Raw genomic sequence first — 25403 nt, 5'->3', positions numbered from 1 at the left:
CTAAGAATTTAGATATTCATTTTAGCAAGTTCTTTCTCATTCAAATAAACATCCCGCGGCTTCGAACCATGCTCACCTGAAATGAAGTTATTTTGTTCCAGATCATCAATAATACTAGCTGCTCGATTATATCCGATTGAAAAGACTCGTTGCAACTTAGAAGTAGAAATTCCATCTTCTTTGGCAATGTACTTTAAGACTGATTTCCATAAATCATCGTGTTGTTGAGCTTGTTCGGCACTTTTCAGTAATGATTTAGGTTGAAATTCATATTTTGGTGTTTCCTGACTCCGCACTTGCGCACATACTCTCTCAACTTCTTGATTCGTCACAAATGCACTTTGAAGTCGGACTGGCTGACTGGCCCCACTACCAAGATAAAGCATATCACCCTTACCAAGTAGTCGTTCTGCCCCACTTTGATCAATAATGGTTCTCGAATCAACCTGACTAGATACCATAAATGCAATCCTAGTAGGAATGTTATTTTTAATTGTTCCAGTAACAATGTCCACACTTGGTCGTTGAGTAGCAACAATCAAATGGATCCCAGCAGCTCGGGCTTTCTGTGTAATTCTTACAATATAATCCTGAACTTCATTTGATGCAACCATCATTAAATCAGCAAGCTCATCAATTACAACCAAAATTTGAGGCATCTTATCAGCATCACGTCCACTCTTGTGAGCCTGTTGGTTATATTGTGTAAGATTTCTTACCCCGGCAGCCGCCAATCGTTCGTAACGATTATCCATTTCTTCCGTAACCCATTTAAGGGCTGCCGAGGCCTCTTTTGGATCAGAAACAACTGGTGTCAAAAGATGTGGAATTCCATTATAAGGTGCTAATTCCACCGCTTTAGGATCAATCAAAATCATTCTTAAATCACGTGGAGAGTTTCGATACAATAAGGAAACCAACAAACTGTTTATAAACACACTTTTTCCAGAACCAGTTGCTCCAGCAATCAAAGCATGTGGCATTTTCTGAATGTCAGCAGTCTTGGATACTCCACCAATACTCATTCCAAGTGCAACTTCTAAAAGTGATTGACTATCGGAAAAAGAACTTGAATCCAAAATTTCAGACAACATTACTGGTCTTGGCTTGGGGTTTGGAATTTCAATTCCAACTGTTGACTTTCCAGGAATTGGTGCTTCAATTCGAATGTCCTTTGCAGCTAACGCCATCTTTAAATCATCAGTAAGATTGGTGATCTTACTGACTTTAACTCCCAACTCTAACTTTACTTGGAACTGAGTTACCGTTGGACCATCCGTCCAATCAACCACATGACCATGAACCCCAAACGCCTTTAAAGTATCATCTAGCGTCTGGACTTGTTTTTCAATCCATTCACTTAACCCATCATCAGAAGAAGAAACTGGTGGATTTAACAGATCCTTTTTAGGAAATTGATATTCTGCACTTCCCTTATTAGGCTCTACTAAATGGTCAGTTTGATCGTTTGGGTTTTCGATGATTGAATTACCATGTTCCTCAACTGGTTTTGTTTTCTCTTCAACATCATTTGGCTGATTAATTTCTTTTCTCGATTCATCATTTACATTATCGTGATGAGCTTTGGGTGCCGACTCATTTGACTTTAACTTAGCACCTTCATCCTTGCCATCACTAAATAATGCCAAATTAGCTGCCAATCCACTTTCCTCTTTAAAAATATCAGCAAGTGAATGGCCAAGTTCCCTGTCACCATCAGGACTTTCTTTATCATTTTCTGAGTTATCCACAGCCTTTGAGTTATCCACAATGTTTTCATTATTATTTACATTATCCTTCATGATTGGCTGTGTATCGTTATCCCAAACATTTAGGTCATCATTCGGGATGGCACCCGGATCTTTAGGATCCAAATAAAGAACAAAATCATCATCGCTTTTTTCCAATTCAACTGCAGCATCCTCATATGGCTTACTAATGGAGTGATTAATTGAGTAAAAATTATCATTTTGAGCACGTGAACGTGGAGTAAACTCCTTAGTTCTTTCAACTAAAGAATTCCGTGATTCAACATAGTGCTTTTTATCATCCTTGAATCGTAGTTGGAAATTACTCCGATACTTGGGTTGATAACGAGAACTAAAATGATTCTGTTTAACATCAGAATCATCATTATGAATGACTTTTTTATTCGGTTGCTTGGTTGATTTTTGCAAATCATTAATTTTTCTATCGCTATTTTTAAAGGGAACTTTCCCATTAAAGTACTTACGATAAAATGCTGGTCCATCATAATGTTCCAATTTACTCACCCTTAAAGAATTATGTATAAAAAAACGAATAGAAACTATTCGTTAAAAAGATTTTTTGCCTTCTCAAAATCAAATGGTTCCCCAACTTGGTAAGAATCTGGCAAGATAAGTGCTCCAGGTCGATCCGGAGCATTAGGAATTCTTAGTTCTCTTCCAGAACAAATCATCCCATCGCTTTTTACTCCCCGAAGTTCACCAGGCCAAATAATTTGTCCATTTGGCATCATGGCACCAACTTCAGCTACTACAACTTTAATTCCTTGCTGCATGTTAGGTGATCCACTCACTAATTGAAGTACTTTATCATTTTGCACTCTTGTCTGGGTTACATGCAAATGATCAGATTTGGGGTGATCCTCCATTTTTTCAACATACCCAACGATAAATTTAGGATCACTTTTAAGCGGTAATTTTTCTTTAAATCCCGCTTGATTTAATTTGTTATTTAATTTTTTTACGTCCGCAGTTGAAAGCTCAACCTGACCGTCTTTAGATTTCAAATCATCAAGGACTTCGCTGGCATCAAAAATATTATAACCAACTACTTCTCCAGCCTTATCCTTAATTTGAACAACATTGTCTGATTCAGACACACTCTGTGGATCTGATCCTTCGCCCAGAACGATAATTAAAACGTCACCCATCTGAGTTGGATTATAACTTGCAATCATCAAATTTAATCACTCCCGAGTTTATTGTGGAAGAGATTTAATAAAGTCTTCAACTTGTGCTTTAGTCTTACGATCCTTATTAACTAATCTTCCTGTTTCAACACCATTATCAAACGCAACAAAACTTGGAATACCAAAAATGTTCATTTCTTTAGCTAAGTCAAGATTGTCATCACGATCAACGGCAATAAATTTGTAGTTTGGAAAATCTTTTACAATTTCTGGCATAGCAGGCTTGATAAATGTGCAATCCGGACACCATGTGGCCGAGAAAAACAAAATGTATTTTCCGTTCTTGATTTTTTGCTTTAATTCTTCAAGATTCATTACTGGTAATTGTTCCATAGTATCCCTCCTAAACATTAATATTATAACCCACTAAGATTAAAAATGTTATATAATAAATTAAACAAATCCAATCGAAGGGATGCTTTTATGATCGTAAAACATAAATTAGCTTTCATTACCGGGACAGCTATTGCTGGGGCAACATTGTACTCACTGATTCGACACAAACAAGAACGTGATCAAGATAAGGTTAGACGTCATTTATCCGATACTCTTACTAAGAAATTTGATAACAGTGAACTTTATGGGTATTGGATTGATTTCAATCAAAATGAGGATGGTCAGTTTATCGGTGGTATCAACCTACTAGATGATGATAATCATAATATCAAATCCTATGGATTTACATTCGATCTAGCTAACGATGAGATCAATAACATCAAACTTTTGAATACTGAATCAATTAATTAGTCAACGAATTGGGCCACAATCTTATAGATTGGGCCTTTTTCTTTAAATTTTTCTTCATATTCAGTTTCGACGTTATCTTTCACTGCATCACTATCGTGCAAGTTAAGGTTTACCGTTTCAAACTTCATCCCAAAATTATTTAAACTAACCAAAGAATATTCAAACAATCCTCGATTATCTGTTTTAAATTCTAATTCAGCCCGATCTGGTAGAACATCTTGATAACTTTGCAGAAAATGTGGCGAGGTTAATCGACGTTTGGTATGCCGTTTTTTAGGCCATGGATCAGAAAAGTTTAAGAAAATTTTTGCAATCTCACCCTTTTTAAAAAAGGTATTAACTAAGCCACCATCAGTGTGAATCAGTTGTACATTACTTAAGTGGTCATTTACAACCTTCTTTAAAGTCATGGCAATTACTGACTTTTGAATTTCAATCCCAATGAAATTAATGTTGGGATTTTTTTCTGCCATTTCGGTAATAAACTTACCCTTTCCACAGCCAATTTCAACGTAAATTGGCGCATCATTAGGAAATCGACTTTCCCATTTACCAATGTATTTCTCCGGATCATCCACAATTGATTCAGGATGGTCCAAAATAAATTGATTTGCCCATGGTTTATTTCTAACTCTCATTATTTAACCTCAATTTCTAATTTGTTTTGCTTTCTTGTTTAAGTATGGAACCGTCAAAACATATCCCTCAATCAACCAAACAACCATTGTAATCAAAATAATTGGAATGGTAATTCGGGCAATTAACATCGCAATTAATAGGACAAAACATTCAAACAACAGTAAAAGTTGCACAATTGCCCGAAAATTTTGGAGCTGTCGCTTTTGATTAACTGGGTAAATATGAGTAAATACATTACTATCAAAGTGCTCGTAGAATGGAATCAATTGGAAACCAACCAAGTATACGAAGATAACGGTCATTAACGCTCCAATAATTTGATTTGGGATAATCAATACCAAAATTAAAGCAATAATTACCAACCGAAAATAAAGAGACCCTGGCCCACTATCTCGTAGTAATGATCGCAAATATAAGTTGGAATATAAATGTCCTTGATCCCTTTTTAATAGCTTAAATACTGGATCCAAATATTTTCTGCGATGAATTCGCCCAGATAATTCAGGGACTTCAGTGAAGAGACTATAAAAATGATAAATTCGATTCATTCGGGCGTCTTCATGATTAATGGTATAGTTCCAATTTAAAAGTTCATTTTTAGTCAAACTAGCTGCATATAACAAGGATGCAGTAATGAGCAATGCTAAAAGAGCTGCTGCCCAGACATTAAAATACAGTGCCAAAACCAAAATAATCAAGGGAAGAACCCATTCGGTGACAAAAGCCATTACCACATGATGATTCAATTGAAAATACAACTTAACGACTTGATATGACATCCATCCAGTTTTTAGTAATAAGATGACCAATAACAGTCCAATTAACTGAGAAATTCCCCATCCAATTGAAACACTTAAAAATGGCATCAAAACAAACCAGGTGATTAAGTCAATTATCATCCCCATTACGAGGCTATAAATAAAAGCTCCACTAAAATAGCTATGAAACTGGTATTCTTTGGGAGCCATAAAGACTTTATCTGCAGACTTGACCAGAGTTGCTAATCCACCAAGTTGCAATCCAATCAATAAAACAACGATAGCAACGGGACGTTCCCACCATAAATTGCCAGATAATTGCTTTAAGAATCCAGAGTAAGCATAACCAAGTCCACCAATAAAAAACATGAGAGCAATCACAAAGAAATCGTTAAATACATACTTAAGGTATTTGGTCATTTCAATCAAATGATTGCTTAAGCGTTTTTGAAAGATCTTATTCATTTTTACCATCCCTTGCTAAAGATAGATAAATATCTGAAAGTGACTTCCCAGCATCAGGATATTTTTCCCTAATCTGATCCATTGTTCCCTCAGTCTGAATCTCACCCTTACTGATCAACACAAAGCGATCACAGTATTTTTCAGCAGTATCAAGAACATGGGTTGACATCAAAATACTTGCACCAGCTTTTTTCTTTTTTTCAATCAAGCGCAAAAGATCATCAACAGCAAGTGGATCAAGCCCTAGAAACGGCTCATCAATTACATATAATGACGCATTCGTGATAAAAGCGCATACGATCATTACCTTTTGTCTCATTCCTTTAGAAAAGTTAGCTGGGAACCAATCAAGTCGTTTATCAAGTCGAAACATTTTTAGTAACTCATTGGCTTGATCCCATGCTTCCTTTTGATCTAAGTTATAAGCCATAATGGTAGTATCAATGTGTTCTTTTAGAGTTAAATCTTGGTATAAAACCGGCATCTCAGGAATGTAAGCAATCTGTTGTTTATACTTTTCAGTATCCTTACTAATTTGCAATCCATTAACTTTAATGGTCCCTGAAAATGGTTTCATTAATCCAATAATATGATTAATTGTAGTTGATTTTCCCGCTCCATTTAATCCAATAAGAGAAACTAGTTCCCCATTCTTAACATCGAACGTCTCATTTTTTAAAACCGGAACGCTAGAATACCCACCAGTTAAGTCTTCTACTTGCAAGCTCATAATTAACCTTCATTTCTTATTCTTATCATTATTATAATTAGTATACCATATTGCTTGGTGGCACTTATTATACAGGTAATGTTAGTGTATAATTGGATTAAATTGAAGGGAGAAATTTATATGACTGATTACGATCCAAACTGTGTTTTTTGTAAAATTGTTAAGGGTGAGATTCCAAGTTATAAAGTTTATGAAGATGATGAAATTTTAGCATTTTTAGACATCTCACAAACCACTCCTGGACATACTTTAGTTATTCCTAAAAAACATATTCAAGATATTTTTCATTTCGATGCTGAAACAGCTGGCAAAGTATTTTCCAAAGTCCCTGAGATTGCACGTGCAATCAAAGATTCCAATCCTAATATTAAGGGAATGAACATTGTTAATGACAACGGAAAAATTGCTTATCAATCGGTTCCCCATGCTCATTTCCATTTAATTCCGCGTTACACAAAGAACGATACCTTTTCCATTAACTTTTCTGATAATTCAAAACAATATGACAAAAATAAATACCAAAAAATTGCTGACTCAATTACTAAACAATTGGAGGAATAATTTATGAAAAAAACTACCGTTACGTTGGTTGCTGCAGGAGTTTTAACTGGGATTACAATCACCGGCTTATTAATGCTCAAAAAAAAGGGTGACTCTAATCCCAAAGATAACGTTACCTTGGATGACTGGAAAAACATCTTCAATTCCGCTTCAACGGTTCAAAAAAATTTGAATCGATTTAATCATGCATTAGAAAATGCTCAGCCAGTAATGAAAAGCTTAGATAGGGACGTAGAACAAGCTAAGTTTCAATTAAAGCCGCGGGTTAACCACCTCTCTGATCAGTTAAATAATTTTTAATTTCAATTAAATTATTTGATCAATCTTAACTTGTCACTAATGTATGTTATATTAAGAATGAATGGTGTACATAAAGTCCTTGTGTGCCCAATATTTTGAAGAAATGGATGTGCTAATATATGAAGAAGAAATGGCTCGTTGGAGCTGCAGCATTACTTTTGAGTGTTTCACTAGTTGCCTGTGGTAGTAGTAAGACAGTGGCTACTACAAGTGGTGGTAAAATCACCGAAAGTCAATATTACAATAGTATGAAGAAAACCCCACAGGGTAAAACCGTTCTTCAAACTATGATTTTGAACAAAGTTCTTAATAAAGAATATGGTGACAAAGTTAAATCATCACAGGTTGATGACCAATTTAATCAATACAAGTCACAGTATGGTTCCCAATTTAAGGCCCTTCTAAGTCAACAAGGATTAACCGAAAAGAGCCTGAAGGAACAAATCAAGGATAACCTATTATTGAAACAAGCTGTGATTGCTAACACTAGTTTCTCCGATAAGGATCTTCAAAACCAATTCAAGAAATATCAACCTAAGGTAACGGTTAATGAAATCACCACTAAGAATCAGGGTGACGCTGAGAAAGTAATTTCTGGCTTAGAAAATGGTCAAAAGTTCTCTGATTTAGCTAAGAAATACTCAACTGATGCCAACAAGAAAGATGGTGGCAAGATGGCTCCATTCGATAACACTGATACCAGTCTTGATAACAACTTCAAGAATGCGGCTTTCAAGCTTAAGAATGGCGAGTACACTAAGGAACCCGTAAAGACTAAAGCTGGTTACCAAGTAATTCAAATGGTAAATCATCCTTCTAAGGGTAAATACGAGGATCACAAGGCTGAATTAAAGGATCAACTTGCTACTGAACGTATGAGTGATAATACTGTTCTACACGCGGTTGTATCTAAAGTTCTTAAAGATGGTGATGTAAAGATACAAGATAAAGACTTACAAAATATCTTGGCTGATTACACTTCAACTCCTAAGGCAATGAAATAAAATAATTTAAATATAAAAAGGTGAGTAACTTAAGTTACTCACCTTTTTCTTTACTCTCAGGTTTATAGAATTTATTTCGATCCATTCCAAAAATTCGTTTGCTAAACGATCCAAATTCTGTGTCGCTTAAAGCACCAGTAATCATGTTAATGGAAGCATCCAAATCATCTAAATCGTGTAAAATTTGAGCTTCCAATAGTTCTGGCGTCACTGGTGATCCATATTCTTTGATACCATGATGCGATAGAACCATGTGTCTCAAAAGAAGTAAATCTTCAGAATGTTGATTAATCTTTAACTGATCGGCTGCCTCGACAATTTCACCATCAATAATACTAATATGTCCCAGTAAGTCTCCCTCACTAGTATAAGATGTAGCAACTGGACCAGATAACTCGGTTGTTTTGCCTAAATCATGCAAGATTGCTCCCGCATAAAGAAGCGATGGATTTACCTGTGGGTATAATTTAGCAACTCCCTTAGCTAATTTTAAAATCGAAATCGTATGAAACGCCAATCCACCAGCATAAGCATGATGATTAGTTTTAGCTGCTGGATAAGTGAAAAACTCATCTTGATGTTTTTTAAGTAGGGTTCGAACAACTCGATTCCACGTTGGATTAATGATTTCAAAAATAGTTTGACTAATGTATTCTTCCATTTCGAAACGAGTCATCTGAGCATGCTGCATAAAACTACTGGGATCATTGGGTTCACCAGTTTCAGTTTGACGAATATGATTAATCTTAATCTGGGGACTTCCTTGATAAGCTTCCCGTTTTCCATTAATATGAACAACTTGTCCAGATTTGAATACTTTTACATCATCGTTACTAGCACCCCACAATTTTCCGCCAATTTCTCCCGAATTATCTTCAAATACAAAGGAAATAAATTGTTTCCCATTTTTCGCAATTCGAGCATCGGCTGATTTGATCAATACAAAAGCATCAATGTCTTCATCCAATTGATATTCTTTTAATTTTTTGCTCATTTGACTCCACCTCCACTATTTTAATTCAATTAAGTTCTCATCATTTACGTCACTTCTAATTCGATCATCGGCCGTGAAATAAACTACCTGTGTGCTTTTAGCTAGTTCCTTCATCAGGTCGATGGCTTTATCGGTTCGAAAATGATCAAAGTCAACAAACCCATCATCGATCATAATTGGCATTGGATATTCATCACTAAAAGCTAATGTTAACGCAAAAACAAGTGAGAGATACAACTGTTGCATCGTTCCCTTTGACAACTCTTCCACTTTAAATTTGATGCCATCATCACTTAGGACTGAAATACTCTTCTTATTGTAATCAATCTTCTTGTAATGACCATCGGTTAAGGTCTTAAAGAACTTAGCGGCATCTTTTCTGACCTTTGGAATTCGACCACTACTTGCAGCATCAAGAACTTTTTCAATCCACTGGTTGGTTAATCGGTAAACTAACCATTTCTCAACTAACTCGTTAACCTTAGTATCCATGCTTGCTAACTCCTGAGTTAATGAATCGAGTGTTCCATCCTTTTCCATATTTTTAATCTGAACGTTTAATTGAGCAACCTGGTCTGATTGGTCAGCAAAATCAGAATCCAGTTGATCGATTTGTTCCTGAAGATCATGCCTAACATTCTTCAATTGATCAATATTGTCATACTTTTGCAGTCTTTCAATAAGAGCTTGATCCAGTGAGTATTCTAACTCCTCTTTTCGTTTGCTTTTCTCAGTTGTATTTCGTTGCTCATCATACTCTTTCTTGAATTCAGTACCGTTTGTAACATCACGTTCTCTTAAGAAACGATTCAACCTACCATTAACATCCTTCATTTGTGCTCGATGGGTATCAGCATTTGACGTTAAATAACTGAGCTCATGATTAATTTGTTCAGACTTTCTTTTTTGGTCCCTAACGTTTGAAAGAAACTGTTTAATTTTGTTTAAAGCCACCATTTCGCTATCATAATCACTCAAACCCGTTCTATTTGCCGCAAAATTCCATCGATCTAGATAACTTTCTACCCTCTCATTCATAGTCTTTTGGGATTGCACAAAATCACGTAAATGATCACGATCCGAATCACGTCGTCTCATTGCCTTTTGCAGGGAGTCATTCCACTGATTATAAGGGATATTTTCAATATGATGTTTCTCCCCCATCTGATCTAGCATTTGGTCAATTTGCTCCAGCTTAGTCTGAAAATAATTATTTTTTTCATCCTTATTTTCAACTGGTTGTTTGGATTTCTGTACATAACGATAAAGGCCAAAGCCCATGCATAATAACCCAATTACAACTAAAATCGGAATGGCTAATCCGCCCATAAAGATTCCAATTCCAATAAGTACTAAACCAGTAGCACCAACCACTAGTGATAAAGTATTATCTCCATTACTAGTAGTGGAGCTAGATTGGGCATAATAATCCATTTGTTCCTTGACATCTTGATATTCATTCATAAGATGATTGATTTGATCAATTTCATCATCATCAAATGGAACACTTTCGCTGCCACCCGCATCAGGTTCATCCTCAGACAAACGGACCTGGGCACTTTTAATATCATGATCCAGTCGTTCAATCCGGCTTACTTGTTGAATTTGACCATCAAGTTCTATTTCTAAACTCCGAATTAAATCAGCATTATCATTATAAAATTGTAAATCGTCATTTGATTCATGATGTTGACTTTTAAATCGATCAATTTTTTGCTCATCATCTTGAACTTCAGATTGAATATTAGCAAGCTTATTTTGGATATCCTGAAACTTTTCAAAATCACTTTCCGCAAAGCCTTGTTTGATATCCAAGTCATCGTTTTGAAGGTGTTTTAGTTGGTCATATTTATCCCAACTAGATAAATCTTGATCAACCCGACTCAGTTGTTGAGATAACTCATTACGATGAATTCGATTTTGACGCTTCTTTTCTTCATCCTTCTTTGCTTGAATCGTCAGTTCACGGTATTTTGGGTATTCATTACTTGCTTCATGAACCTTGGCGTTTAATCTTTCCCTTTCAACTAGTAATTGATTTAACTCCGGCTTTTTACCAGTTGGCTTATAAATCTTCCCACCATTTTCTTGGTTTTCATTCTCTAAATCGATCCAACTGTCAATTCCAACTACTCCGACACGCTGAATTCGTTTAGAAAGTTCTTCCTTATTTAAGCGAGAAATATCATTTAAACTGACGTTTCCAAAATAAAACAAATTATCATAAGAATCACGATTAATCGGTCCTAAAATCCGATCCAAGATTCCATCCGGTAACTGATTTTCATCTTCATCGAAAACCGTCAGTTTTCCGCCGTTTTTTCCTTCATTTCTCTGAATAATGTAGGTCGTTCCGTCTTGCTCGACAATTAAGCGACCACCCATCTTATAATCATCCTTCGGGGTAAAATCCCGTTTACTCCGACTATCTCGAAAGCCAAATAAAACATCTTTAATGAAATTCAAGAGGGTTGTTTTTCCAGCTTCGTTTCTTCCATAAATCACTTGAAATTCATGAAAATCAAGTGTTAGATTATGAAGTTTTCCAAAGCCAGATACTTCAACTTTTTTAATCCTCATCTTCCACGTTTCCCTTCGTTTTATTAGTAATTAAATTCATACTCTCATCAAGTAACTTGGTAATGGCATCATCACTTGAAAAATTATCGCGAATATAAGAGTGCTTAAATAATTTCTTGGCTAAACTCTTAATATTTTCATCATTATATACTTCATGCTTAGTCTCATCCCAAAATTCTTGGTCAAGATCATTAAACTTCATTTCCGCATTTTCAACCACATCAATTTCATAGACCCAGGCATGAAGATTTTCAAAATCATACTGCAACTTTTCTTTAATTCGATCTAGTAAATCATCTGATGAGATTGTTCCATCATCAACAAAATTTAATTTTACATCCAACAAATGAAGCTTCGAAAAATTTTGTGACTCAATGTTGTCAATAATACGATTAACAATTCCTTCTTCAGTCTCATTACCATCTAATTTCATTGTTAACGTTGACCACACCATGGGACAAGTAGGCTCAAAATGCACTTGTAAGTTGCCATCAGTACCATCAGTGACAAGAAGATATCCCTTTTCACCAGCTTCATTTTTATGACGCCCTTGAATGTTTCCAGGATATTCAATTAAGGGATGATCATCTAGTTGTTGCCGTTTATGAATATGTCCCAGTGCCCAATAATCATATCCTAAATTTTCCATTTCGTTAATAGTAAATGGCGCATACTGTGAATCTGTGCCACTTTTAATCGCTCCATGGACCATTCCAATCTGGTAATCCGCATCGGAACGTTCTGGAAATTCAGAAATCATGTCGTTTACAATATTACGAGTCGCATAACTAAAGCCCGTAACCGCGACGGTTTTACCGTCCTTAAGCGTTAAAGTATGAGTTGTTACCTCTTTAGGAAATACGTAAACATTTTTGGGAAAGGCGAAATCTTTGGCCCCTTCACTTTGATAATCGTGATTACCAAAAGAAAGAAGAACGGGAATCTGATGTTCATCTAATCGATTTAACTGTTCAATTAGGAAACTAATAGCCTTTACACTCTGGTGACTCCCATCAAAGAGATCGCCTACTAGCAAAACGAAATCAACATTTTCATCAATAGCATCATCAACAATTTTCCTAAAAGAATCAAATGGAGCTTTATGTAGGATTTTCCACAACTCACTGGGAGTAGTAGTATCTTCCTTTATTCCTAAAAATGGACTATCCAAATGTAAATCTGCAGCATGAATAAACTTCATTATAATTTCTCCCATACAAAAAAATCGGAGCACCAATGGGCGCTCCGATTAATGATTAATTAAGCTTCGTACATATCACGCAAAGGCTTAGTAATTAACATATTAGCATCATCAATAACCTTACCCATTGCTTTTTCTTTACCCATCAATTTTTTGATGATATCAAGACTGTTCATCTTATTAGCAAGTTCTTGAGCTTTTTTCATGTCATCTTGCGAAATTTGTTGACCAGCCATTTGTTTTTGTCTTAATTCATTTTGGTTAGTTTGAAAGTCCTTAAATGTCTTGAAGGCATCCTGATCCTTCTTTAACTCATCATATGTTGCTTGGAGTTCTTTGAACTCATCAGTCTTTACTAATGCATCTTGTAAAGTTTGTGCATCTTTCATTACATCATTTTCTGCCATAATTCCTTACCTCCTTAAATGTTGTTACAATACACATTTTAACATACGTAAAGCTATCGTCCTAGTAAAGCCTTTGCTCCACTAATAACTTCTCCAGCGCCTTTTTTAATTCCACTGGCTCCTTCTTTAACAATTCCCTTTACAACTTTACCAGTATCATTAGTAATTCCCTTAAATAATTTGGAATCATGATTGTCATTATTAGTGTTATCACCGTCACGTGCAACCGTCTGGGCATCTTGAACCCCAAACTGGGTATTGTTAGTGTACGGTAAAATTTGTTGCATTTGGGTCTTATAAAGCGGCCCAACATCGGTCCCGGTTAGATTCTCTAAATGATGAGTCGAATTGGTACTATCAAATCCTTCCCAAGTTGCCACAACCACGTTCGGTGTATAACCAACAATCCATTTATCTTTAGTGGCATCAGAATCAGGAGTGTTATCGGCCTCAGTACTTCCGGTTTTACCAGCAACTTGATAACCACTTGGTTTGGCGTCAACCCCAGTACCATTATCAAAGACGCCAAGCATCATACTGGTCATCTGACGAGCTGTCGATTCAGACATAATTTGTTTTGAACTTGGATGCTCATTATCAACCACGGTCTTACCCGTCGAATCAACAATCTTAGTAATGTAGAAGGGCTGTGAAATGCGTCCCTTATTCGCGAAGGCAGTGTAGGCACCTGCCATTTGCTGTGGCGAAACCCCGTTTGAGAGCCCACCAAGTGCTAAGGCTAAGTTTTTGTCTTTATCTGTAACTGGTAAATTGAATTTCTTAACCGAATCGTAACCCTTATCAACACCAATTTTGTTTAGTAACCACACTGCAGGTGCATTCATACTTTGAGCCAGTGCTTGATACATTGGTACTTTCCCGGTGTAAACATCATTATAATTGTGTGGAGTGTAATGATTAGCTCCATATGATTTCTTCTCATTTTGAAGTTCAGAATCATAGTAATAGCCATTTTCGAGCGCCGGCGTGTAAACCGCAAGTGGTTTCATGGTTGAACCAGGTTGACGTTTAATATCTGTCGCACGATTATACCCACGGAACACGGTCTTTCCACGTCCACCAACCACGGCCTGAACTCCGCCATCTTTAGGATTTAAGGCCACTGAAGCAGCTTGAACCTTGGTTCCGTCGGCTGCATCATTAGGAAAAAGACTAGGATTTTTAAAATCAGTTTGAAAACTTTGTTGTTGCTGCTGATTAAGATTGGTATATATCTTGTATCCGTGATTCATAATGTCAGATTCAGTTAACCCATACTTCGAAATGGCTTCGTTAATTACCGCATCAAAGTAATACGGATACTTGTAGCCATTGGTTGATCGATAAGAATTCCTGGTATTCAGTGGCATTGCTTGATACTTCTTAGCCTCTGAATTCGTAATCTTATGATTCTTTGCCATCAACTCAAGGACGACGTTTCTTCTTTGTCGAGCTGCCTCAGGATGATCAATTGGATTATTGCTAGGGTTTGATAACATCCCCGCAAGTACCGCAGCATCCTGAACCGGTAAGTCTTGAGCTGATTGACCAAAGTAACGTTTAGAGGCATCTTCCACCCCATACACTCCATTACCAAAGTACGCATTGTTCATATACATTGTTAAAATTTGATTCTTTGAGTAAACATTTTCAATTTCAATGGAGATAAACAATTCTTTTAATTTTCGGGTCAATGTTTGTTGTTGCGAAAGAAATGTATTCTTAGCTAATTGTTGTGACAGCGTACTTCCACCACCGCTAATGTAATCTCGACCCATGACTTTATTCTTTACGGCTAGTAAAATGGCTCGTCCATAGCCACTTACTGAATAACCATGTTCTTTATAAAAGTTACGGTCTTCCGTTGAAAGAATCGCATTGGGAATATTCTGCGAAATTTTATTCATCTGAACATAAGTACCCTTTTGTGCGTATAACTTGCCAGCTTCATGATGATGAGAATCATAAATTACAGTAGATTTTGATAAATTCGACTGTAAATCACGAACGTGCGAAGTTTTTGCCACAATTGTTAAATAACTACTTAAAACTAGGGCAATGAATAAAACAATTACAATAATCCATTTTGTGATTTGAAATCGTCGCCAGAACCTTCTGAAGTAACCCCAAATCTTTTTAAATATTGACTTGTGTTTGCTGTTGTTATCCATAAAAGTCCAAATCTCCTTTTATCATTAATTGCTATTGTACCACATGGACATTAATGGATTTTAAAAGATAAAGGATGGACATCGATTGACATCCATCCTTTTTATTACATTTGATCTGGAGCTTCAATCCCCAACAATCTTAACGATTCCTTTAAAACGATTGCTACACTTTTTACTAGGTCTAAACGAGCATCTTGTTCGTCATCATCAGCCAAAATCTTAGAATGAGCGTAGTATTTGTTAAATGCTTTCGCCAATCTCAGAGAATACTTCGCAACATCAGAAGGCTCGAATTCATTGCGAGCTTGCTTAACTACCTCTGGAAAAGCTTGAAGCAATTTGATAACTTCCCAGGCACCCTCATCAGTTAATTCGTTAGCTGACTCATTTAATTCTTTTTTGCCTGATTTTCTTAAAATACTTTCTGAACGTGCGTGAGCATACTGAACGTATGGCCCAGTCTCACCCTCAAATTTCAATTGATCTTCAAGAACAAAATCAATACTATTGATTCGTTCACTCTTAAGGTCACCAAAGATAATAGCACCGACACCAACTTGTTTGGCTACTTCATCCTTGTTTGGCAGGTCGGGGTTCTTTTCAGCAATTTGTTGTTTAGCCATTGCAATTGACTCGTCCAAAACTTGATTAAGCAGAATGATGTTACCCCGACGAGTCGAAAGTTTCTTACCATTGACCGTAATTAATCCAAACGGAATATGATGAACTCCGTCCGCATTTTCTACTCCCATCTTCTTTAACACCGCTTTTAACTGATGGAAATAATTAGTCTGCTCAGAGCCCACTACATAAAGATTCATAACGGGATGATATGTCCGTTCACGGTATAACGCGGTCGCAATATCCCGGGTGATGTAAAGGGATGCCCCATCACTTTTAAGGATCAAGGCAGGATTCAAATTATCATCACTTAAATCAACGACTTGAGCTCCTTGAGATTCCTGAAGTAATCCGTCCTTTTTAAGAATATCAACGACTTCATCCATTTTATCGTTATAAAATGATTCACCGTTATAAGTATCAAAACTAACCCCAAGTGTCTTATAGGTATTATTAAAGGCTTTAAGAGACACGTCTCTAAACCATTCCCACAATTTAGTGGCTTCAGGATCGCCATCTTCAAGCTTCTTAAACCATTCTCGTGCTTCTTCGTCTAATTCGGGATCTTTTTGATCTTCCTTATGAAACTTAACGTAGTACTGAACCAGGTAATGAATTGGGTCACGCTTGACATCATCCTCATTTCCCCACTTCAGGTAGGCCGTAATTAGCTTACCAAATTGGGTTCCCCAGTCTCCTAGATGATTATCTTTAACTGTCTTATATCCATTTTTCTTTAGAATTTCAGAAATTGAATTACCAATGACAGTAGAACGTAAGTGTCCCATTGACATGGGTTTAGCAATGTTAGGAGATGACATATCAATGGTAACCGTCTGATCCTTACCATCATAGTTATCACCATAGTGTTCCTTGTCAGTCAAAATATCTGACATAACTTGTTTACTTACTTTCCCTTTGTCCAAGAAGAAATTAACGTAGGGACCAACCGCAACTACCTTATCAAACTGACTCCCATCAATATTGTTTACAATATCTTGTGCGATCATTTGAGGAGCCTTATGCAACTCTTTTGCTAAAATAAATGCTGGAAAGGCAAGGTCCCCGTTCTCAGGTGTCTTTGGTTTTTCAATCTTTCCATAAATATCATTGGTTGAAATTTGGTTGTTAATCGAATCTGCAACTGCATCAGCAACTTGTTGTCTATAATCCATAATTCTCCTCCTCATAAATAAAAAAAGTCTCTTACACTAATTCAATTAATGTAAGAGACGAGATTACCCGCGGTACCACTCTATTTGGAAATACCCACTTGTTATTAACTTATATACCTAGAAAGGACGCCTTCACCATCATCGTTTGTCTAACTCACATCAACTTAGACTTGCTTTAAAACCATCACGACTACTACACTTTCATCATTGGTAGCTTCCCAAAAGCGGGTGACGGGAATCGAACCCGCGACGTAAGCTTGGGAAGCTTAAATTTTACCACTAAACTACACCCGCAATACATAAATAATTGTATCATGAATTATATCAATTGTCATCAAGACTTCCATGGTGCCTTATGATAAACTTTGTTTGGAGGGACAAATATCATGTTAATTTACATAATTACTTTCTTATGGATTCTTTTATTAATCTCATTAACAATTGGTATCACACGCAAACAAGACAAGCAGATCATCAAGGGTGTCATTTACACGCGAGCTTTTTACATTCTCTTGTTGATTGCCGAAGTAATCTTCACCATTAACCATTTCAATGAACACCGTTACCTGGTCTTTTTAAGCTTTGTCATGACAATCGTGGCCATTTCTTTCATTGACATTTGCTATCAAAGAAAAATTCAAGGGAACTTAAAAACGTATATTATTTTACTAACGTTAATTTCAATCTTGGCTTCAGTTGGATTACTTTTCTTTATCCAATAAAAAAGCATCCCATTGTTAGGATGCTTTATTTTTTTGCATTTTTTCGGCAAGACGAATTGATTCATCAACTAATTCAGACTGCGCATCGATTACCGGATAGTCATGGTTTCCAGCTCGTTCCTCGGCCACGGAAATTTCTGTGCAACCCAAAATAACTACATCACTACCAAGTTCATTTACCATTTGGTTCAAAATATGATGATACAATTTCGGGTCAACGTAATCTTGCTCTTTAACGCCTTTATAAATCAAATCCATTGTTTCATCAGCAATTTCATCGGTGGGATGAACAATTTCGTAACCAGCGTCTGCAATTTCTTTATCATAGACTTTGTCTTTAAGTGTCCCCTTAGTGGCAATCAAGCCCACTTTTCTTGCATGAGGAAACTTTTTAGCAATAGCACCTACTGCCAGCCTTGGCATATGCAAAATTGGAACATCAGTTACACTTTGCAACTGATCATAAAAATAATGAGCGGTATTACATGGTAACGCAAAAAATTCTGGACCCAATTTACTTTGCTGTTGAATGTCTTCTTCAAGTGGTGGTAATGGGCTTGGATTATTTTCTGGATCAGTAATATAAGCAGTCCGATCAGGGACAGTTGCATGATTAACTAGTATATAGTTTAGATAGTCTTGATCATTGTGAGCTGGGGTACGCTTATTTAACAAATGCACATAACTTTCAGTGGCTTGGGTACCCATCCCTCCAATGATTGTAAAAAATTTTTTCATTCGCTTATTCCTTATTTATGTGAAAATACTTTTTAAAGTTCTTTGCGTAATTATGATCCATCCACTTCATTAGAAGCCAACGCATAAAGTTTTCGTCCTTTTTATACCAGAACGTAGTCCCCCACTGGCCTTTTCGAATCAATTCTTCCGCTTTTTCTTTATCATAATTCTTCTTGGCGTATTTTTTAAAGACGCGATTAGGAACTCCTAGCCACAAATAGTAATTTTCCGGATCCTTATTTGCATAAACGGTCTGATCATTAGCTAAATTATCCTGCACGTAATCACGAACAACCCATTGAGCTAAATTATAACCATTTAGAGTCACAAAAAAGCTACTTCGACCCTGACGCAAATTAATTTCAAATAACTTATAGGTATCATCCCGCACGTCATACTTCATATCAAAATTAGCATAACCCGTGAAATTGATTGATTCCAAAAACTTTTGAATTTGATCATAAATACGTTGATCAAAGTCGGGAATAATTGTGACATAATTACCAATTGCTGATGGAGCGGGATCTTCCAGAAGTGGGTGACCCAAGCACATCATCTTAACGTGATGATTCTTATCAACATAGGCGTTTAAGACCCGCATGTTACTGTCATCACCAGGGATAAAATCTTGAACGATCAAATCCGAAGTATAGCCATTATTATAAATCTTTCCAACAATATTCCGATATTCAGCCTCACTTTTAATGGTGAAGGCTTTTTTTCTACCTTCAAAGTGAATGTCCAACCACTCCACACTATTAGTTGGCTTGAGTGCAATCGGATAATCAAAAGGTTGAGCAAAGTTATCCTTTTCAAAATTATTTTTAGAAATAATCTTGGTACCGGGATATGGCATCCCATACTTGTCACACATTTTATAAAAGTTTTCTTTACTATTCAGTTGTTTTATCAGTGAATAATCCACGTATGGACATACAAAGACATCTTCTAAATCCTTTTTGTGTTTTGAGATTAGTTCAGCATACCCATCACCACAACCAATTAAAATCACTGGTTCTTTATGACTAGCGTACTTTTGCTTTAATTTCTTCATTTCTTCAAACCAGACTGGATCTTCACTAAAGCCTGGTATGAAAGTAAGGTCCACAATCTTGGTAAACCTAGTAGGTGCAAGTCGTTCCTGAGCGTAGGCCTTAACACGCTTCCCATATAATTCGTAGAAAGAACGTGCCATTCCGTATACATTAAAATCACTTCCTAAAAGAACGGGAGTGAAATTTGGAACATTTTCATTTGTCATTACTGTTTAAATCCTCCAAGTAATCTTCCACGATAACTGAATCAGTAGGATAAGGTGTGTCAACACCGTTAATCTTTTGATAAGGATCGCGACCCTTTCCAGCAACTACAATAATATCACCAGTTTTACCAAAATTAATGGCGTCTTTAATAGCCTTTTCACGGTCCATTTCAAAATGAACATCAACCTTATCATGATCGATATGGTTATCAATTTCTTTTGCAATTTTCATTGGATCTTCATAAGCTGGATCATCAGTGGTTAAAAAGGCAACATCAGCATTTTGAGTAAGGGCTTTACCAAACCCCTTTCTGCGATCAATTCCTTTATTACCCGGGCTTCCAACCACTACGATCACTTTTCCATTGGGATCTTGACGCTTTAAAAATCCTAATAATGCATTCATACTAGCATAATTATGTGCATAATCGACGTGAACATTTCCATGATTTTTGGATTTAAAAATCTCCATCCTACCTGGGATCCGAGCACTCGCCAATCCGTCTATCATGTCACCACGTTTAAATCCGGCAAGTCCCGCTGAAATAATCGATGCTGTTGCGTTCGATTCATTATAATCTCCGGGAATTCCGATTCGATAATTTCCATCCAATCCTAACTTCTTTGCTTTTTCAGAAACTGAGTTCAACTGAATATCATTATTGGTTAGACTGTCCGAAATTGATTCATAAACAAAGTCCAAATCAACTTCAATTTGTGGCGTAGTTCCCTTTTTACCAAATAAATAAATGTTTTCCGGATCAGTGGTAGTTTTAGCTGCATAGTAAATATCAACTAAATGATCCGAATCAGCATTTAAGATACACGTATGGGAGTTAACCAATAGTTGTTCCTTACAGTGTAAATAATTAGCAAACGTGGGATGCTCATTTTCCCCGATATGATCAGGTGAAATGTTCAGAAAGTTTCCCACATTGTATTTTAATCCGTAGACTCGATTCTTAAGGTAAGCTTGTGAAGAAACCTCCATAATGAGATATTTCATACCATTATCGACAGCTGCCCGCATATTCTTAAACACATCTAATGACTCAGGTGTGGTTAAATGAGACTTAAAAGTTTGATCTGGTTTATTTCCCACTACCGTGTTAATGGTTGAAAACAATGCCGTTCGATCACTAGTTGCTTTTTCAATGGCATCTCTTGTGAAATAAGACGAGGTGGTCTTCCCTTTCGTACCTGTAAAGGCAATAATAAACAAATCATCTTGTGGATAGTTAAAGAAAGCGGCAGAAATTAGTGACATTGCCTTTTGAATGTTAGTAACCAGGATTTCATTCATTCCATTACTTTCAGATAAATGTTTTTCACACACAATGCCTGTTGCACCAGCATCTTTAGCTTTAGTAACAAACTCTGGCTTAAAATTTCCTTTTCCAAAGAATAACGTATTGGGTTTAATATCTCGCGAATCATAACTAACGTAATCAAAGTTATGATCGCTAACTTGATTAATCGACTTCAGCAAATCATGCTCGCGAAGAATGTTTTTAATTTCTTGAATACTTAGTGACAAAAAGATTCAGCTCCATCCCATTAATTTTTGTAATGGAAATCTAAACAATTCGTTTAGATTTTAATTTTAAATTCATTTACTCTTAGATAATTCTACCAAAATAACAAGCCAATGACTAATTCAAAACAACTAATGAAACCATAAATTAATATAATAAAAAACATTCCATTCAGATTAGATAAATCTAATCTAAACGAAATGCTTTAATTACTCGACATCTTTTAATTTTTGTTCACTAACATTATCCAAACGATCGCCGACGGCATTAACCATCTTTAAGCACTTTTGGATATCTTCTTGACTCATGTCTAAGACGGAAAAGCACTGATTGACGTGTTCATATACTTTATCGCGTTGTTCCTTTGCATAATCGGTAGTATCAACGATAACTACACGTTCATCTTTATGACTTCTAGTTCTGGTAACCCATCCTTGTTTTTCAAGGCGTTTTAGTAGCGGCGTCAACGTTCCACTATCAAGATCGAGGTATGAGCCAAGCTCACGAACGGTCATTGGTGCATGCTCCCAAAGTACCAACATGGTAATGTACTGGGGATAAGTTAAATTAAATTGAGATAAGACGATTTGGTAGTACCGACTAAACTTTTTACTTGTATTATAGATTCCAAAGCACAGCTGGCTTTCAATCTTACGTGGTTCAACCATAATAATCTCTTCTTTCTAAAAACTCTTGTACTATCTTATATTTTACACAACTAAATAACAAATACAAGGATACATAGAAATTAAGTGTTTATTTTATGATATTTTTATTGTATGATTGAAAAGTAGTAATTGCCCGAGTGGCGGAATTGGCAGACGCGCAGCGTTCAGGTCGCTGTTCAGTTTACTGAGTATGAGTTCGAATCTCATCTCGGGCATTTTGTGTGTTTTGGCTTATGTGTGATTACTGTTATATCAGCATTCTTATATATATGATCTAATCAAAACTAACCAAACCTAATTAAATTGTGTCCTTTTTGTGTTCTTATAAAAGACGTTACCAAAATTAATTGGTTACGTCTTTTTTGTTGTTTTCTTCAAACCTCTTTTTGATTATTTCAGAAAATCTATTCAAATCATCTTGAGTAGCCCATTCTTTCGATAAACTTTTAACCTAATTGATTAATGCTTGCACAAAAAAAGAGCAGACATAACGTCTGCCCTTCTTACATATCTTAATTAATATAATCACCTAAGTCATAAATTAACTTATTCTTTGCTTGATAATAGTAATCACGCAACGGATGAAGGCGATTATTTTTAATAATCCATGGTTTCTCGAAATTAGTGTAATGAACAATTACAGGATTCTTAAGTGCCTTTGCTTCAGCTGCTCGACGCTCAGGGATTGGGTTTAATCCACTCTCACCCTTAACCAAGTGACTTTGCAAATTATACTTAGGATCAAGCTTCTTCCAATGGCCATTAAAAATGGCATTAAGAGCATCTTGATCTTGGTACTTCAACATTTCAGGCTTATCAAGTGCCAATTTTCTTACTTTTTCAGAAGTATCATTATCATTCCAAGCTTTGGTGTCGATTAATAACAATCCAGCATTAAAATACTGGCCTGGTTCATCACTAACATGCATTTCTTTTAAACGATCAACGTATCCAGAATCTTCCACTGCTCCAACAATGTTTCCATCTAGATCAGTGTCCCAAAGATCTGAAATATTACCAACACACGTCATATCAGCATCCAGATAGAGAATTCTTGGCCTGTGAATTTCTTCAGGAAGCTCAATTCGATAGTAAGTGTTTTCTTTAATAGCACTATCTGGAGATGTCACGTTAGCACCCTTATATGCTGCGGTGTTGGGTTTAAGAAAGTTAATCGACTTACAATTATCATAGACTTTGGCTAGTGATTTTAACAAATCAACGCTATCAGAACTTAAATGATCATCAACGACATAAAATTCAAAGTCGGAATCTTTATTATTGTTCAATATTGACGAATAATTAACCGCAAGCGGAATCGCCATATTGTTATCAGTAGTAGATGCAATTGTAATCATACACATCATTCCCTTCAAAAAATTATTTGCAAACATTACTTAAAATGTTTTTGTATACCTAAACAAGCATTATCGATTAAAAATGCGCTTGATTTAGGTACTAAATCGTTTTACTCTATCTGTTTCTAACAACGACACATTTACCATACTAACTGTATTTGGAGTTTTTAAGATTGTCTTATCACCTAACTTAATTTGGTGAAGGTTACGTTCACCATTCATGAAAGCGGACAATCTGTCCATTTTAGTAACGTGGAATTTGTCTAAATTGTTTAATCCATTCTGACCTATGTGCCATAATCATACGATAATTTAGCTAATTCTGGTTTTGCTTGTGATGTCATAGAAGCATTAGTGTTTACTGACACCGCGTATGTAGTTTCCATATGATCAACTGAATAGCTAACTAACTGAAAGCCAAGAAGTGCTACTCCTACACTAATCATTATGGCTCTCTTAATCGCTTTTTCATTGAATCATCCCACTTTGATATATTTCGTTACACTTATAAAGTAGGCCATAAATGCCGCCAAGTCAACATTTATGCCTTGCTATGTGAAAAAAATATCATAATTACACAAAAAGAGATAATAATTAACATTATTATCTCTTCATTTTTTGGTTCTCTTGAACCTATATTAGTGGATTTACATAATCTTAATCAGTCCACAGAAACTTTAATTAAATCATTACCACATCAATAAAAATTATCGGAGTCTATGTAAGAGACAGAAGAATAATCTTCTGTCTCCCCCATCATAACTAGTCGTTTAGACGAATAGTAGCATGGTACGAACTACCATCTGTGGCTCTGCCAGAGTAGTCGTCTGTGATCGAGCGAAAAACAATATTACCATGAGGTAAATTCAAATACTCAGCATCATATGGAAAAACGACTGAGTAGTTGTTCTCATTTCCAATACTGTAATAGTAAATTGTTCTTCCATTAAGTTGAACACTACGATCTGTACTTGGAACTACTAGCTTAAACTCCTTCATTATGACTCACCTCCTTTCCCACAATAAAAAAAGAGGTCACACTACGAAGTAGCGTGACCTTAATGGTATTTCAGAGTATTCATCATATTGAAATATACGAATAAATTCGCATAATTGTTTTAAATTCAAATTTCTAACAAGACATAGTGCTCCCACTAAACGGTTGTCTTCACCATTAATGAGTCATAACATCTGATATAAAAGGCTTCTCACACCCCGTAATATCTTAGTTAGAGTTAGCTCCTACACAAGCTCTAACTAAATTGTCTCGTTGTTTAATCTCAACATTCAATATTTCACTATGAAACTCTTACTGCTTACTTCTCGTTTTAGATTATAAACTTTATTAAAAGCAACGACAATAACGTCTTTAACTTTATAACTTATAATTATAAATCCTTTTATACCAGCATTTAAATTTATTTTCAATCTAATTTTTACTTATAATATAATAATTATTATCATGTATTCGAAGCAATATAACTATTTAGTTTTTCCTGCATGGTGACGTAATTTTAAAAGATTCTTGGATAGTTTGCTATAATTAGTTCATGGAGGGAAAACTATGAAAACAAAAGCTTACGAAACATATAATTTAGTGGAATATGATAAAGACTTACCTTACGAAATCGGTGATTTAGTTGAGGTTACCTTTGTTAACCCAACTGGAATGGGTGATAATCAGGATGACTGGTTAAAGGTGGTTAGACATGATGTTGGTGAGTCAACCAGTATTCATGATGAGTTTAGATTTGATTCCAAGTGCATCAAAGCCGTAAAAAAAGCAAAATAAAAAAGATCCTCACCAAATAG

General features: G+C 35.8%; 25 protein-coding genes and 2 tRNA genes. 7 read left to right on the top strand and 20 right to left on the bottom strand.

Annotated elements, in window-relative coordinates; all coding sequences use genetic code 11:
* Positions 1–8 precede the first annotated feature (8 nt).
* Genes LfDm3_RS02480 through LfDm3_RS02470 form a run of 3 tightly spaced genes read right to left on the bottom strand, consistent with a single transcriptional unit; the run spans position 9 to position 3289 of the window.
* Positions 9–2264 carry a DNA translocase FtsK gene (locus LfDm3_RS02480; protein WP_039143897.1) on the bottom strand — a complete coding sequence of 752 codons (2256 nt, stop codon included), beginning with the start codon at positions 2262–2264 and terminating at the stop codon, positions 9–11.
* Positions 2265–2308: 44 nt separating this feature from the next.
* Complete coding sequence (ytpR, locus tag LfDm3_RS02475; protein ID WP_039143895.1) at positions 2309–2947, bottom strand: YtpR family tRNA-binding protein; 639 nt, start codon at positions 2945–2947, stop codon at positions 2309–2311.
* A gap of 18 nt (positions 2948–2965) precedes the next feature.
* Entirely contained in the window at positions 2966–3289 is a 324-nt protein-coding gene (locus tag LfDm3_RS02470) for a thioredoxin family protein (RefSeq protein ID WP_010021602.1), read from the bottom strand.
* 45 nt (positions 3290–3334) lie between these two features.
* Between LfDm3_RS02470 and LfDm3_RS02465 the strand changes: the two genes are divergently transcribed.
* Positions 3335–3703 (top strand): hypothetical protein, encoded by a 369-nt coding sequence (locus tag LfDm3_RS02465; RefSeq protein ID WP_156112341.1) that lies wholly within the window; start codon positions 3335–3337, stop codon positions 3701–3703.
* On the opposite strand, the gene trmB is transcribed toward LfDm3_RS02465, so the two are convergent.
* The 3 genes from trmB to LfDm3_RS02450 are packed head-to-tail and all read right to left on the bottom strand — an operon-like array spanning position 3700 to position 6295.
* Complete coding sequence (gene trmB / locus LfDm3_RS02460) at positions 3700–4341, bottom strand: tRNA (guanosine(46)-N7)-methyltransferase TrmB (RefSeq protein WP_039143890.1); 642 nt, start codon at positions 4339–4341, stop codon at positions 3700–3702. The genes LfDm3_RS02465 and trmB overlap by 4 nt on opposite strands.
* A 9-nt stretch (positions 4342–4350) precedes the next feature.
* Positions 4351–5565, bottom strand: coding sequence for an ABC transporter permease (locus LfDm3_RS02455; RefSeq protein ID WP_039143888.1), 1215 nt, complete (start codon positions 5563–5565; stop codon positions 4351–4353).
* On the bottom strand, positions 5558–6295 hold the full coding sequence (locus LfDm3_RS02450) for an ABC transporter ATP-binding protein (RefSeq protein ID WP_039143886.1): 738 nt from the start codon (positions 6293–6295) through the stop codon (positions 5558–5560). The genes LfDm3_RS02455 and LfDm3_RS02450 overlap by 8 nt, the downstream gene beginning before the upstream one ends.
* A gap of 120 nt (positions 6296–6415) precedes the next feature.
* Here LfDm3_RS02450 and LfDm3_RS02445 point away from each other — a divergent pair, with 120 nt between their 5' ends.
* From LfDm3_RS02445 to LfDm3_RS02435, 3 genes are all read left to right on the top strand, one after another.
* Entirely contained in the window at positions 6416–6856 is a 441-nt protein-coding gene (locus LfDm3_RS02445; protein ID WP_039143884.1) for an HIT family protein, read from the top strand.
* A gap of 3 nt (positions 6857–6859) precedes the next feature.
* Positions 6860–7156, top strand: coding sequence for a hypothetical protein (locus LfDm3_RS02440; protein WP_039143881.1), 297 nt, complete (start codon positions 6860–6862; stop codon positions 7154–7156).
* A gap of 119 nt (positions 7157–7275) precedes the next feature.
* Positions 7276–8160 (top strand): peptidylprolyl isomerase, encoded by an 885-nt coding sequence (locus tag LfDm3_RS02435; RefSeq protein ID WP_039143879.1) that lies wholly within the window; start codon positions 7276–7278, stop codon positions 8158–8160.
* A 34-nt stretch (positions 8161–8194) separates the two neighbouring features.
* Here LfDm3_RS02435 and LfDm3_RS02430 read toward each other — a convergent pair whose 3' ends face one another.
* From LfDm3_RS02430 to LfDm3_RS02400, 7 genes are all read right to left on the bottom strand, one after another.
* Entirely contained in the window at positions 8195–9154 is a 960-nt protein-coding gene (locus LfDm3_RS02430; protein ID WP_039143877.1) for a 3'-5' exoribonuclease YhaM family protein, read from the bottom strand.
* A 15-nt stretch (positions 9155–9169) separates the two neighbouring features.
* A complete protein-coding gene (locus LfDm3_RS02425; protein ID WP_039143874.1) occupies positions 9170–11734 on the bottom strand; it encodes an AAA family ATPase in 2565 nt (854 codons plus the stop codon).
* Positions 11724–12935 carry a metallophosphoesterase family protein gene (locus LfDm3_RS02420; RefSeq protein ID WP_039143873.1) on the bottom strand — a complete coding sequence of 404 codons (1212 nt, stop codon included), beginning with the start codon at positions 12933–12935 and terminating at the stop codon, positions 11724–11726. The genes LfDm3_RS02425 and LfDm3_RS02420 overlap by 11 nt, the downstream gene beginning before the upstream one ends.
* 59 nt (positions 12936–12994) lie before the next feature.
* Positions 12995–13342 carry a YlbF family regulator gene (locus tag LfDm3_RS02415; RefSeq protein ID WP_010021616.1) on the bottom strand — a complete coding sequence of 116 codons (348 nt, stop codon included), beginning with the start codon at positions 13340–13342 and terminating at the stop codon, positions 12995–12997.
* Between the two features lie 53 nt (positions 13343–13395).
* Positions 13396–15513, bottom strand: coding sequence for a transglycosylase domain-containing protein (locus tag LfDm3_RS02410; RefSeq protein ID WP_039143871.1), 2118 nt, complete (start codon positions 15511–15513; stop codon positions 13396–13398).
* Positions 15514–15617: 104 nt separating this feature from the next.
* Positions 15618–17309: an arginine--tRNA ligase gene (gene argS, locus LfDm3_RS02405; RefSeq protein WP_039143869.1), complete on the bottom strand. Its 1692-nt coding sequence runs from the start codon at positions 17307–17309 to the stop codon at positions 15618–15620.
* 223 nt (positions 17310–17532) lie between these two features.
* Positions 17533–17603: transfer RNA gene (locus LfDm3_RS02400), tRNA-Gly, on the bottom strand.
* Between the two features lie 92 nt (positions 17604–17695).
* On the opposite strand from LfDm3_RS02400, the gene LfDm3_RS02395 reads away from it, so the two are divergent.
* On the top strand, positions 17696–18031 hold the full coding sequence (locus tag LfDm3_RS02395; protein ID WP_010021621.1) for a DUF1516 family protein: 336 nt from the start codon (positions 17696–17698) through the stop codon (positions 18029–18031).
* A 15-nt stretch (positions 18032–18046) separates the two neighbouring features.
* On the opposite strand, the gene LfDm3_RS02390 is transcribed toward LfDm3_RS02395, so the two are convergent.
* The 4 genes from LfDm3_RS02390 to LfDm3_RS02375 all read right to left on the bottom strand — a co-directional run bounded on the left by LfDm3_RS02390 (position 18047) and on the right by LfDm3_RS02375 (position 22233).
* Entirely contained in the window at positions 18047–18769 is a 723-nt protein-coding gene (locus LfDm3_RS02390; RefSeq protein ID WP_039143867.1) for an aspartate/glutamate racemase family protein, read from the bottom strand.
* A gap of 4 nt (positions 18770–18773) precedes the next feature.
* Positions 18774–20030, bottom strand: a complete 1257-nt coding sequence (locus LfDm3_RS02385; protein WP_039143865.1) for a carboxylate--amine ligase — start codon at positions 20028–20030, stop codon at positions 18774–18776.
* Positions 20020–21567, bottom strand: coding sequence for a UDP-N-acetylmuramoyl-L-alanyl-D-glutamate--2,6-diaminopimelate ligase (locus LfDm3_RS02380; protein WP_039143864.1), 1548 nt, complete (start codon positions 21565–21567; stop codon positions 20020–20022). Before LfDm3_RS02380 ends, LfDm3_RS02385 begins: the two co-directional genes overlap by 11 nt.
* 207 nt (positions 21568–21774) lie before the next feature.
* Positions 21775–22233, bottom strand: a complete 459-nt coding sequence (locus LfDm3_RS02375) for a MarR family winged helix-turn-helix transcriptional regulator (protein ID WP_010021627.1) — start codon at positions 22231–22233, stop codon at positions 21775–21777.
* A 131-nt stretch (positions 22234–22364) separates the two neighbouring features.
* On the opposite strand from LfDm3_RS02375, the gene LfDm3_RS02370 reads away from it, so the two are divergent.
* A tRNA-Leu gene (locus tag LfDm3_RS02370) sits at positions 22365–22448 on the top strand.
* A gap of 297 nt (positions 22449–22745) precedes the next feature.
* On the opposite strand, the gene LfDm3_RS02365 is transcribed toward LfDm3_RS02370, so the two are convergent.
* The 3 genes from LfDm3_RS02365 to LfDm3_RS02360 all read right to left on the bottom strand — a co-directional run bounded on the left by LfDm3_RS02365 (position 22746) and on the right by LfDm3_RS02360 (position 24590).
* On the bottom strand, positions 22746–23591 hold the full coding sequence (locus tag LfDm3_RS02365) for a glycosyltransferase family 8 protein (RefSeq protein WP_052236578.1): 846 nt from the start codon (positions 23589–23591) through the stop codon (positions 22746–22748).
* A gap of 287 nt (positions 23592–23878) precedes the next feature.
* Positions 23879–24037, bottom strand: a complete 159-nt coding sequence (locus LfDm3_RS06830; RefSeq protein ID WP_156112340.1) for a hypothetical protein — start codon at positions 24035–24037, stop codon at positions 23879–23881.
* A 316-nt stretch (positions 24038–24353) separates the two neighbouring features.
* Positions 24354–24590, bottom strand: coding sequence for a hypothetical protein (locus LfDm3_RS02360; RefSeq protein ID WP_039143860.1), 237 nt, complete (start codon positions 24588–24590; stop codon positions 24354–24356).
* A 565-nt stretch (positions 24591–25155) separates the two neighbouring features.
* On the opposite strand from LfDm3_RS02360, the gene LfDm3_RS02355 reads away from it, so the two are divergent.
* The gene (locus tag LfDm3_RS02355; protein WP_039143857.1) at positions 25156–25383 is read left to right on the top strand and encodes a hypothetical protein; all 228 of its coding nucleotides are present in this window, start codon (positions 25156–25158) and stop codon (positions 25381–25383) included.
* Positions 25384–25403: the final 20 nt, after the last annotated feature.

Origin of the sequence: Fructilactobacillus fructivorans (assembly GCF_000814735.1) — a bacterium.
GTDB classification, from domain to species: Bacteria; Bacillota; Bacilli; order Lactobacillales; family Lactobacillaceae; genus Fructilactobacillus; species Fructilactobacillus fructivorans.
Note: the sequence above shows the minus strand (reverse complement) of the source record. Positions and strands in the feature narration are given on the sequence as shown.